We start from the raw sequence: 10,483 nt of genomic DNA, 5'->3' as shown, positions 1-10,483 counted from the left end.
ACCGCCGATGCCCTCGAATGCCTTGCGCTCGGTGTGCGAAGCCTGGGCACCGAACTGCACCTTGCCGTACTTGCCCTGGTAGAAGCGCCACCAGAAGCCCAGCGTGCCCTGCGATATTTTCTGGGTGTTGCCTACGCAGGTGAGCGGCGAACCTTCGATGTTGCAACCTGAGTTGACATACAGCGGGTTGCCATAACCATACGGGGTGGTGCCAACAGTGAAGGCTTCCTTCTGCTGGCGTTCCTGGCCGCCGAAGGCATAAACGTCCACGTCGCTACCGGCATGCAGGGTGAGGCCACCGAGCAGCATGGTTTCCTTGATCGGGGCCAGGCTGCCATCCGGACGGAAGGTCACGTCGGAAAGGCCTGCGGTACCGTAGCGGCCGATGCCCTTGCCGGTCATGCCGCTGAACTGGAAGTCGAGGATCTTCGGCACCAGGGGCAGGATCAGGCCCAGGCCGAAACCACCGCCGTGCTCGGTGTGGTTGGTTCCGCCGAAGCGGTTGTAGAACTCGCGACCAAGGCCGAACACTTCGTAGTGGCCCCAACCCGGATCGAGCGCGGCCTTCAGGATCACGTCCGGCGTCTGGTTGAGCGAGATATTGTTGGCGGAGTTGAAGCCGGAGCCACCGACCTGGTTGTATGTCACGCCAGCCGGCACCTTGGTGGTGGCGAAGGTCGTCTGCGGATTTTCCAGCGACAGGCCCAGCCAGAACACCTTGCCCCAGTCCTTCACGATACGGATCTGGTTCTGGCGCGCCCAGGTGAAGCCCGGGACGTACTGCGCGTCGATCGACGGCGGCAGCTGCTCGGTGCGCGGGATGATGCCCTTGGCGTTGAGCGTGAGCAGCGACCAGCTGTCGCCGGCCAGGAGGTGCAAGCCGGTGGTGTCCCAGTCCAGCGCGGCATAGACGTTACGCGTGCGCGGCGTGAACGAATTGCTCTGGTTCTGGTTGGCGGTCTGGGCGGCGCCCAGGAAGTCACCCTCGTAGTAACCGCTGACGTGCACGTCCGGATTGATATCAGCCGTGGCCAGCAACGACAGGCGGCTCTGGCGCTCGCTGAAACGGGTTTCGTGCGTATGCGCGGTGGAGGTCTGGCTATAGGGAATCGCAAAGCTCGACGCCATGTCGGCGCCGACGTCCTTCGAACGGTAGATCGACGCCGCTTCCAGGAAGCCGCCGAGCGTCAGCTGGACGCCCTTGTAGTCGAGCTTGCCGGCCTTGGCGTCGTCCACGTACTTCTGGGTGGCCGCGATCTGCTTCTGGGTGGTCTCTGTCGCCTGGCCCTGGCTGACATTGATATCGGACTGGGCGTCGGTGCGCTCCTGTAGCGCGCTGACCTGGGCAGCCTGCGCATTCAGCTGGGCCTGGAGGGCGGCCAACTGCGACTTGAGCATCTCGATCTCGGCCTTGTCCGATGCCGACGATGATGTGGTGCGATGCGTACGGACGGGTTTGGAGTTCGACGCGTCAGTCGAGTCCTGCGCGAACGCGGCATGGCTAATGAGGCCCAGGGCGGAAGCAACGGCTACCGCGAGCACTTTGGAACGCATGGAATTCTCTCCGCTAGGAATAATAGACATCTGTAGGCCCCCTATCCGCCAGAAACGGTGCGGCAGGAATAGGCGCAGGATGGCGGCGGCATTTGACGGCCAGATGGACGTTATGTGACAAAACGACTACAGCGGTATCGTGGGCGCGGCTGATATGCTGGGTAGATGGATAACGCACCCAACAATGCCGCCACGCGTATGGCCCAGCGTTTCCGCGGCTTCCTGCCCGTGGTCGTGGACGTCGAAACCGGCGGATTCAACGCCGAGACCGACGCCCTGCTTGAGATCGCGGTGATCACCATCGGCATGGACAACGCCGGCTTCGTGCACCCGCAACCGGCCGTTTCGGCCCATGTCGATCCCTTCCCCGGCGCCAATATCGATCCCCGCTCACTGGAGATCACAGGTATTGATCCCTCGCATCCGTTCCGCGGCGCCCTACCCGAACGCCTGGCGCTGGACCACGTATTCGCAGCCGTACGCCAGGCCATGCGCAACAGCGATTGCCAGCGCGCCATCCTGGTAGGGCATAACGCCTCGTTCGACCTGGGATTCTTGAACGCAGCCGTACGCCGGACCGGCCACAAACGGAACCCCTTCCACCCCTTCTCAAGCTTCGACACTGCCACCCTCGGCGGGCTCGCCTATGGGCAGACGGTGCTTTCCAAGGCAGTGCTTGCCGCAGGGCTCGATTTCGACCTTCGCGAAGCCCACTCGGCGATCTACGACGCCGAGCGCACGGCGCAATTGTTCTGCCGTATCTGCAACCGCTGGCGCGAGCTCGAACAGTACGAGCGGGACACCGTCGGCCTGCCCTTCGCTTGAGGGGTTGACCCTGCGTTGGCGTTGGGGGTCAGAGTAAAACTCTGACCCCGGACCCCGAATCCGCGCCACCGGCCGCTGGATCGCAAGAAACCACGATCCGGCGTGAAAGGGAAGTCGTTGTTCGCGTTAAGGAAGCGCGCCGTGTCATACGGCTGCAACATTCGAATCATCTCATTGCAACACGCCCCCCCTGAAATGCGGGGAGCGGGCCTATCGTCCGCCCACCCAAAACAGAGGACTCACCGTGTTCGCCAAATCACGCATCGCCGCCGTCATCGCGGCATCGCTGTTTAGCCTCGCAGCCCACGCGACCGACATCACGGGCGCGGGTTCGAGCTTCGTTTATCCGGTTCTGTCCAAGTGGTCAGCCACCTACGCTGAAAAGACCGGCAACAAACTTAACTACCAGTCGGTGGGTTCGGGCGCCGGTATCGCCCAGATCAAGGAAGGCACCATCGACTTCGGCGCCTCCGACGCCCCGCTCAAGGCTGAAGACCTTGCCCAGTTCGGCCTGGGCCAGTTCCCGGTCGTGGTCGGCGGCATCGTGCCGGTGGTCAACATCACCGGCCTCACGCCGGGCCAGCTCAAGCTCGACGGCCCGACGCTCGCCGCCATCTTCATGGGCAAGATCGTTCGCTGGGAAGACCCGGCGATCGCCGCGCTGAACCCGGGCCTGAAAATTCCTTCCGGCAAGATCACCGTTGTTCACCGCTCGGATGGCTCGGGCACCTCGTTCAACTTCACCAACTACCTGTCGAAGGTCAGCCCCGAGTGGGCTTCGCAGGTGAAGTTCGGCACGGCGGTGGATTGGCCGACCGGCGTGGGTGGCAAGGGTAACGAAGGCGTGTCGCAGTACGTGCGCCAGATCCCCGGCTCCATCGGCTACGTCGAGTACGCCTACGCGATCAAGAACAAGATCACCTGGACGCAGCTGAAGAACGCCGCGGGCAACTTCCTGCAGCCGGATGCCAAGGGCTTCGCCGCCGCGGCCGCCACGGCCGACTGGAAGAGCTCCAAGGACTTCAACCTGATCATGACCAACGCCCCGGGCGCCGACGCCTGGCCGATCACCGCCACCACCTGGGTGATCATGTACAAGAAGCCGAAGAACGCAGAGCACACCAAGGTCGCGTTCGACTTCTTCAAGTGGTCGCTGGAACAGGGCCAGGCCCAGGCCGCCTCGCTCGACTACGTCGCCCTGCCGGCGCCGCTGGTCCAGCAGATCGAAGCCTACTGGGCTTCGGATTTCGCGGCCAAGTAAGCACGACGGGACAGGCCTTCGGGCCTTGTCCTACCAACCGACGGCCACCGTGCTCGCAAGAGTCGGTGGCCGCTTCGGCATCTTGAAGACAGCTCGAGGACGCCGCGCCCCATGTCATCGCCATCCATGGTGAACGCTCCGACGGTGACGGCCGACATGGCCGCCCGCAACCGCCGCGACGCGCGGAACGACCGCCTGTTCGCCTGGCTGTTGGCTGCCTGCGGCATGATCGTACTGGTGACCCTGGTGGGCGCCGCCGGGTCCACCCTGTGGGGTGGCCGCGAGGCCTTCGCCAAATTCGGCTGGCACTTCCTGGTCAGCACCGAGTGGGATCCGGGCACCGATACCTACGGTGCGCTGGTGCCGATCTTCGGTACCGTGGTGACCGCCCTGATCGCCCTGGTGATCGCCGTACCGGTGAGCTTCGGCATCTCCCTTTTCCTGACCGAGGTAGCGCCCAACTGGTTGCGCAGCCCCGTGGGTTCGGCCATTGAACTGTTGGCCGGCATCCCCTCCATCATCTACGGCATGTGGGGCCTGTTCATTTTCTCGCCCTTCATGTCGGTACACGTGAAGCCCTGGCTGGTGAACTACATGAGCACCCAGCCTGATGACGGCAAGGTGGCGTGGATTCCCGCGCACGTGCCTTTCATCGGCAAGGTCTTCACCAGCCAGTACCCGTTCGGCGGCGGTGTGCTTACCGCCGGCATCGTGCTGGCGATCATGGTGATTCCGTTCATCTCCTCGGTCATGCGCGAAGTGTTCCAGACAGTGCCCACGCGCCTGAAGGAATCGGCCTACGCATTGGGCTCGAGTACCTGGGAAGTGGTGTGGGACATCGTGTTGCCCTATACCCGCTCGGCGGTGATCGGCGGCGTCTTCCTGGGATTGGGCCGTGCCCTGGGTGAAACCATGGCCGTGGCCTTCGTGCTGGGTAACGCGTTCCAGCTGTCGGCTTCGCTGCTCGAGCCAGGCAGTTCCATCGCCTCGGCGATCGCCAACCAGTTCTCCGAGGCCGCGGGCCTGCAGAAGTCGGCGCTGATGGCACTGGCCTTCCTGCTGTTCGTGGTCACCTTCATCGTGCTGCTGATCGCCCGCATGATGCTGCAGCGCCTGGCCACCAAGGAGGGCCGCTAAGATGGCCGGCAATAGCTCGCTTTACCTGCGTCGACGCATCGCCAACATCGCCGCACTGGTGCTGTCGTCCCTGGCCACGCTGGTGGGCCTGTTCTTCCTGGCCTGGATTCTCTGGGAAACACTCAAGCAGGGCATCAGCGCACTGAGCCCCTCGCTGTTCACCAAGATCACCGCCTATGGCGAGGACGGGGGACTTGCCAATGCCATGGTCGGCAGCTTGGTGATCAACTTCATCGGCATCGCCATCGCCACGCCGATCGGCGTGATGGCCGGCATGTGGCTGGCCGAATATGCCAACCGCTCCAAATTGGGCTCCGCGGTGCGCTTCCTCAACGACATCCTGCTGTCGGCACCCTCCATCGTGCTGGGCCTGTTCGTCTACACCATCGTGGTGTTGCCGATGAAGAACCTCACCGATGGCACGATCACCTTCTCGGGCCTGGCCGGCGGCATCGCGCTGGCGCTGATCGCCCTGCCGGTGGTGGTGCGCACCACCGACGAGATGCTGCGCCTGGTGCCTTCCACCCTGCGCGAGGCGGCGCTGTCGCTGGGCGTGCCGCAGTGGAAGCTGACCATGCAGATCCTGGTGCGGTCGGCACGCTCGGGCATCATCACCGGCATCCTGCTGGCCCTGGCCCGCATCTCGGGCGAAACCGCCCCGCTGCTGTTCACCGCCTTCGGCAACAACTACATGTCGTTCAACCCGATCGACAAGATGGCCAGCCTGCCGCAGGTGATCTACCAGTACGCCAACGATCCGGGCGAGGGCCTGCACGCCATTGCCTGGGCCGGCGCCTTCGTCGTCACCATGTTCGTCCTGCTGCTGAGCCTGGGCTCGCGGCTCCTCTTCGCCCGTTCCAAGGTGTCCAATGACTGATCCGGCCTTCACCCCCGCCCCCGCCGCCGAGGCCGCCCTGGCCCACGCCGGCGACGGCAACCCGGCACCGGCCAAGATCACGGTGCGCGACCTCAACTTCTTCTACAACGGCTTCCATGCCCTCAAGGGCATCAACATGGACATCCCGGAGAAGAAGGTCACCGCCATCATCGGGCCGTCCGGCTGCGGCAAGTCCACCCTGCTGCGCATCTTCAACCGCATCTACAACATCTATCCCAAGCTCGAAGCGAAGGGCCAGATCGTGCTGGACGGGGAAAACATCCTCGACCCGAAATACTCGCTCAACCGGCTGCGCTCGAAGGTGGGCATGGTGTTCCAGAAGCCGGTGCCCTTCCCCATGACCATCTTCGAAAACGTGGCCTATGGCATCCGCCACCATGAACGGATGGGCAAGGCGGAGATGGAAGGCCGCGTGGAACAGGCCCTGCGCAGCGCCGCCCTGTGGGACGAGGTCAAGGACAAGCTCAAGCAGAGCGCCCTGGGCCTTTCCGGCGGCCAGCAGCAGCGCCTGTGCATCGCGCGCGGCATTGCGCTCAAACCCGAGGTATTGTTGCTCGACGAGCCGACCTCGGCGCTGGACCCGATCGCCACCAGCCGCATCGAGCAGCTGGTGGAGGAACTGAAAAACGACTTCACCATCGTCATCGTCACCCATAACATGCAGCAGGCGGCACGCTGTTCGGACCTGACGGCCTTCATGTACCTGGGCGAGCTGATCGAGTTCGACCGGACGGAGAAGATCTTCACCAAGCCGAACAAGAAACAGACCGAGGATTACATCACCGGGCGTTTCGGTTAAATCCAGGCATAAGGAACCCACATGAGCACGCCGCGCGAACACATCATCAAGAGCTACGACGAAGAACTCACCCGGCTGACCGGCGAAATCGTCCGCATGGGGGAACTTGCCGTCACCCAGCTGGAAGCCGCCATCGACGTCATCGAGCGCCGCGATGAGCGCGCCGCCCAGCGCGTGGTGATCAACGACGATGCCATCGACCACATGGAGCAGGAGATCAGCCACGACGTGGTGCGCCTGCTGGCCCTGCGCGCGCCGATCGCCGGCGACCTGCGCAACGTATTCGCGGCATTGCGCATCGCCGCCGATATCGAGCGTATCGGCGACTACGCAGCCAACGTGGCCAAGCGTTCGATCCCGCTCAGCATGGTGGCACCGGTGACTCCCACGCGCAGCCTGGGCCACCTGGCCGAGCTTGCCGCTGCCGAAGTGCGTACGGTGCTCACCGCGTACCGCGATCGCGACGCCGAAGCCGCCTACAAGGTGTGGAAGGACGACGCCGACCTCGACGACGCCTATACCGCCCTGTTCCGCCAGTTGCTCACGTACATGATGGAAGATCCGCGCAACATCACGCCGTGCACGCACCTGTTGTTCATGGCCAAGAACATCGAACGCATCGGCGACCACGCCACCAACATCGCCGAGAACGTATGGTTCCTGGTGCATGGCGAGCCGCTCACCAAACAGCGGGTGAAGCGCGACCTTACCTCGAGCCCGGATATGGAACCGCCGGTCTGAGGCAAGCGGTAGCGGGGTCAGAGTCATAACTCTGACCCTTCCCACGAAGGGCTAGGCGGTCAGCTTCAGCCCCGCCACGCCCGCCATGATCAGGGCCACGCACGTGATCCGCGCAACCGTCACCGGCTCGTTGAACAGCACGATGCCCAGCGCCACGGCGCCGATCACGCCAATGCCCGTCCATACCGCATAGGCGGTTCCCAGCGGCAAGGTTTTCGCCGCGATGGAAAGCAGGACGATGCTCAGGAGCATGGCCAGCGCGGTGCCGACGCTCGGCCAAAGGCGGGTGAAACCGGCGGAATACTTAAGGCCCACGGCCCAGCCGATTTCGAACAGGCCGGCAAGGAAAAGATAGAACCAGCTCATGGAGGCGACTCCTTCGATGGCAGGGTCGTCCCTGCGGAAGGAAATCGCTGGCTAAGGTCGTCCCTGCCAGGCCGGCGGTGCATTGCGCGCCGCCGGTTCGTTCATTGTATCAAGGGTCCGGGAAGGGACCTGAATGCTCGTTCTGTTTCATCCGCGCGCCCTTGGCGATGCCGTAGGCGGCAATGGCGAACCAGGCCAGCTCCTGGACGAAGGCCGCCAGGTTGAAATTCCCGAAGGTGAGGGAAAGCAGGATGCCGATCGCGCCGATGAGGTTCATCAGCTGGTAGGTCAGTCCGTTGCCGTGCAGCTTGTGGGCTTGCAACAGTGCGAAGGCGCCCAGCATCAACAACACGCCCAACAGGCCCGCCCAGTCGTGCCAATAGAAGCCGCTCATCACTTGTCTCCGCGTTGGCGCAATGCTTCGAACAGCACGATACCGGTGGCCACCGACACGTTCAGGCTTTCCATCGAGCCAGGCATGGGAATCCTGGCCACGAAATCGCAGGTTTCGCGGGTGAGGCGCCGCATGCCCTCGCCTTCGCTGCCCAGCACCAGTGCAACGGGGCCCTTAAGGTCCATCGCATAGATCGATTGGTCGGTGTCACCGGCAAGGCCGGTAAGCCAGACGCCTGCGTCCTTCAATTCACGCAACGCACGCGCAAGGTTGGTAGCCGCCACGAGCGGCACGAGATCCGCACCGCCCGCCGAGGCGCGGCGTACAGTGGGCGTCAGGCCCACAGCGCGATCTTTGGGCACGATCACCGCGGTAACCTTCGCCGCCGCGGCGCTGCGCAGGCACGCGCCGAGGTTGTGCGGATCGGTGACGCCATCGAGCACGAGGAACAAGGCATCGCCACCGGCCTTCTCCACCAGCTCAGGAAGATCGGCTTCGCTGTGCATCGGCGGCGTTTCGTAGCGCGCGATGGCGCCCTGGTGGCGCTCTTCGCTACTGGCCCGCTCCAGGGCCTCCTTCGACGCTTCCTTGACCACGATCTTGAGCTTGCGTGCGAGTTCGGCGATCGCGGTGACGCGCGCATTGCGCGAGCCCCGTTCCACCATCACCTCGCGCACGCGCTCCGGGTCGTTCGCCAGCGCACCCTCGACCGGGTTGATGCCGACGATCCATGTCTCGCTCATGCCTTGCCCTTTCCTCTTGGACCACGGGGGGATTTCTTGGTGGAGGGCGCAGGACCATGCCCACGCTGGCCGCCATCGGACTTGCCCGGCGTCGCCTGTTGGCCGCCGCGACCGCCACCGGATGCCTTGCCGCCCTGTGCAGCGCGACCACCTTGCGGGCTAGCTTTCGCACCAGCTTTGATCGGGCCCGCCTGGCGACGACCCTGGGCCTGTTGTACGGCAGCGCGACCGCCCTCTCCCTGCACGCGCGGTGTGCCGTACTGCTGGCCATACTTGCTACCCGTTTCATTGGTCGTCGCGGGCTTCGGCGGTGCATGGCGCGGCTGCGGTTTGGGCAGTGATGGTTCCTCGGCCTTCTTGCGGCCGAACACCTTGCCCACGGCCTTGCCGAAGGCCGCACCCGCCGAGGCGATGCGCGAGGTCTTCTTCGCCGGCGCCGCCACGGGTTCCGGACGATGCTCGTGCTTTACCGCGGGTTTGGCTTGCGGCGCCTTCACGCCAGGTACCAGGCGGAAGTCGATCTTGCGGTCTTCAAGGCTGGCGCGCAGCACCTGCACGCGGGCGTAGTCGCCAAGGCGGAAGCGGTTGCCGGTGCGCTCACCTTCCAGCAGATGACGCGTGGGCTCGAAGCGGTAGTAATCGTTGGGCAACTGCGAGATGTGCGCCAGGCCCGACACGCGCGATTCGGTCAGTTCGACGAACAGACCGAACGACGTGACGCCGGTGACCACGCCGTCGAATTCCGAACCGACGTGCTTTTCCATCCAGGCGCACTTGAAGCGCTCGTCCACGTCGCGCTCGGCTTCCTCGGCACGGCGCTCGCGCTGCGAACAATGCACCGCCATGCCGGCCATGGCCTTGTCGGTATAGGCGTACTCTCCGGCCGCACCTCGGCCAATGGCATAGCGGATGGCGCGATGAACCAGCAGGTCCGGATAACGGCGGATCGGCGAGGTAAAATGCGCGTACGCATCCAGCGCCAGGCCGAAATGACCGAGGTTCTCCGGCGAATAAATGGCCATGCTCTGCGAGCGCAGCAGTACCGACTGCACCAGGCTTTCTTCCGGCTTGCCTCGCACCTTTTTAAGCAATGCCGAGAAATCGGCCGGGGTAACCTCCGACGCCGGCGGCATGCGCAGCTTGAACTCGGCGAGGAATTTCTGCAGGTCTTCGTATTTTTCTTCCGGCGGTGCCGGATGCGCGCGGTACAGCGCCGGGACCTTCTTCTTCGACAGGAACCTGGCCGCCTGCACGTTGGCGGCGATCATGCATTCCTCGATCAGCTTGTGGGCGTCGTTGCGCTCCTCGGCGCCCATGGAGACCACCTCGCCCGAGGGCGCCAGGCGGAATTTCACCTCGGGTGTTTCGAAGTCGATCGCGCCGCGGCGCTTGCGTGCCTTGGACAGCACCTTGTAAAGCTGGTGCAGGTGTTCAAGTTGCGGCAACACGTTGGTCAGCTCATGGCGAGCGTCGGCGTCTTTCTCGCCGATGGCCTGCCATACGCGGTTATAGGTGCAGCGGGCGTGCGACAGCATCACTGCGTCGTAGAACTTGGCCTTCGTGACTTCGCCCTCGGTGTCCACGGTCATGTCGCAGACCATGCACAGGCGTTCGACCTTCGGGTTCAGCGAGCAGATGCCGTTGGACAAGGTTTCCGGCAACATCGGCACGACGAAGCCCGGGAAATAGGTGGACGTGCTGCGCTCGTAGGCCTCGCGGTCCAGCGGCGAGCCGATGGGCACGTAGTGCGAGACATCGGCAATGG

10 protein-coding genes and 1 pseudogene are annotated in these 10,483 nt (G+C 64.0%); 6 read left to right on the top strand and 5 right to left on the bottom strand.

The annotated features are described in order from the left end of the window. Positions 1-1,554: pseudogene (locus VK519_RS08940) on the bottom strand (hypothetical protein); the annotation flags it as partial. Positions 1,555-1,719: 165 nt separating this feature from the next. Here VK519_RS08940 and rnt point away from each other — a divergent pair. The 6 genes from rnt (at position 1,720) to phoU (ending at position 7,215) form a co-directional block, all read left to right on the top strand. Continuing rightward, the gene (gene rnt / locus VK519_RS08935) at positions 1,720-2,379 is read left to right on the top strand and encodes a ribonuclease T (RefSeq protein ID WP_324349148.1); all 660 of its coding nucleotides are present in this window, start codon (positions 1,720-1,722) and stop codon (positions 2,377-2,379) included. A gap of 244 nt (positions 2,380-2,623) precedes the next feature. Further along, positions 2,624-3,640: a phosphate ABC transporter substrate-binding protein PstS gene (gene pstS / locus VK519_RS08930; protein WP_324349147.1), complete on the top strand. Its 1,017-nt coding sequence runs from the start codon at positions 2,624-2,626 to the stop codon at positions 3,638-3,640. A gap of 111 nt (positions 3,641-3,751) precedes the next feature. After that, complete coding sequence (gene pstC, locus VK519_RS08925; protein WP_414692719.1) at positions 3,752-4,777, top strand: phosphate ABC transporter permease subunit PstC; 1,026 nt, start codon at positions 3,752-3,754, stop codon at positions 4,775-4,777. Between the two features lies 1 nt (position 4,778). Continuing rightward, entirely contained in the window at positions 4,779-5,654 is an 876-nt protein-coding gene (gene pstA, locus VK519_RS08920) for a phosphate ABC transporter permease PstA (RefSeq protein ID WP_324349146.1), read from the top strand. Then, complete coding sequence (gene pstB, locus VK519_RS08915; protein ID WP_324349144.1) at positions 5,647-6,474, top strand: phosphate ABC transporter ATP-binding protein PstB; 828 nt, start codon at positions 5,647-5,649, stop codon at positions 6,472-6,474. Before pstA ends, pstB begins: the two co-directional genes overlap by 8 nt. A gap of 21 nt (positions 6,475-6,495) precedes the next feature. Further along, the gene (phoU, locus tag VK519_RS08910; protein ID WP_324349142.1) at positions 6,496-7,215 is read left to right on the top strand and encodes a phosphate signaling complex protein PhoU; all 720 of its coding nucleotides are present in this window, start codon (positions 6,496-6,498) and stop codon (positions 7,213-7,215) included. A 51-nt stretch (positions 7,216-7,266) separates the two neighbouring features. On the opposite strand, the gene VK519_RS08905 is transcribed toward phoU, so the two are convergent. The 4 genes from VK519_RS08905 to VK519_RS08890 all read right to left on the bottom strand — a co-directional run. Beyond that, on the bottom strand, positions 7,267-7,581 hold the full coding sequence (locus tag VK519_RS08905) for a DMT family transporter (RefSeq protein ID WP_324349140.1): 315 nt from the start codon (positions 7,579-7,581) through the stop codon (positions 7,267-7,269). A gap of 109 nt (positions 7,582-7,690) precedes the next feature. Next, positions 7,691-7,975 carry a CBU_0592 family membrane protein gene (locus VK519_RS08900; protein ID WP_324349138.1) on the bottom strand — a complete coding sequence of 95 codons (285 nt, stop codon included), beginning with the start codon at positions 7,973-7,975 and terminating at the stop codon, positions 7,691-7,693. Next, a complete protein-coding gene (gene rlmB, locus VK519_RS08895; protein ID WP_324349137.1) occupies positions 7,975-8,718 on the bottom strand; it encodes a 23S rRNA (guanosine(2251)-2'-O)-methyltransferase RlmB in 744 nt (247 codons plus the stop codon). The genes VK519_RS08900 and rlmB overlap by 1 nt, the downstream gene beginning before the upstream one ends. After that, a partial coding sequence (locus VK519_RS08890; protein ID WP_324349135.1) for a ribonuclease R family protein occupies positions 8,715-10,483 on the bottom strand: 1,769 nt, incomplete at its 5' end. The genes rlmB and VK519_RS08890, both read right to left, overlap by 4 nt.

Origin of the sequence: Pinirhizobacter sp. (genome assembly GCF_035317885.1) — a bacterium.
Taxonomy (GTDB): Bacteria; Pseudomonadota; Gammaproteobacteria; order Xanthomonadales; family Rhodanobacteraceae; genus Pinirhizobacter.
The sequence above is the reverse complement of the archived record's forward strand: the minus strand, read 5'-3'. Positions and strand labels throughout refer to the sequence as shown.